1 protein-coding gene is annotated in these 1,010 nt (G+C 46.3%); it reads right to left on the bottom strand.

The features are described from left to right. Window positions 1-973 (bottom strand): type II secretion system F family protein (locus tag R7M72_RS26220; RefSeq protein ID WP_318056608.1); only part of this gene is annotated, 973 nt, incomplete at its 3' end. Window positions 974-1,010 lie beyond the last annotated feature (37 nt).

The raw sequence follows: 1,010 nt of genomic DNA on the forward strand, positions 1-1,010 counted from the left end.
CAGTAACAGAAATAGTGCTACCCGCTTCGATGGCTGCTTTCATCTCTAAAATTCGATTTTCTAAAAAGCGGTTACCCAAGGCTTCACCAGCACGTGCCAAAGATTGGTTGAGCGGCACACCTGATTTCAACATCAACGAGAATGTTCGAGCAAAGCGCGACAATTGAGCGCGATTTACGATATCGCCAACGATTGGTAAGCGGAGGCGAAATTTATCAAACTTCTCCCGCCCATCTGCTGTCGCAACCCAAGCTTTGAAAACAAAGAATGCACCGACCATAGCGGCAATGAGCAATCCCCAGTAGTGAACAAAGAAGTTGGACGTCGCAATCAAGATCCGAGTTGGAAGCGGCAACTCAACCCCGAAACGAGTAAACATCGATGCAAACTCTGGGATAACCAGAATGTTCAGAATGAACATGGCGATGGTAATAAATACGATAACGAACGTCGGATAGCGCATCGCGGCTTTAATGCGTTTACGTGTTTCTAGCTCTTGCTCATAATAGTTTGCTAGCTGCAGCAATGCCTCATCAAGTCGACCGGTATTCTCACCCACGTTGATCATGGAAACGAATAACGGACTAAACACTTTGTTGTGCGGCTGCATCGCAGACGACAAGCCACGACCATTACTCAACTCAGAAACCACATCTTCTAGCGCTTCTTTAAGCTGTTTGTTTTCACAGTTTTGCAGTAAGCCGCGCATTGAGCGCAGCAAAGGCACACCAGCTTTAGTTAAGCTGAACAACTGACGAGAAAACAGAATAATCACTTCCAGTGGAATGGCAGGAACCAACAATTTAGACAAACTAACGTGGTTCTTTACGCCTTCTTTCTCTAAGCGCAGATTGAGCGGGATGATCCCTTTATTCATCAACGCTTCCGCTGCGGCTTCTGAATTCACCGCATCGACTTTGCCACTGGTTGATGAGCCGTCTAATGTGCGGCCTTGATAACGAAAAGTTGGCATTCACTTACCTACATGAAAATGGGATCAGTTTTACCCG

It is taken from the genome of Vibrio sp. YT-18 (assembly GCF_033337345.1).
GTDB lineage: Bacteria > Pseudomonadota > Gammaproteobacteria > Enterobacterales > Vibrionaceae > Vibrio > Vibrio alginolyticus.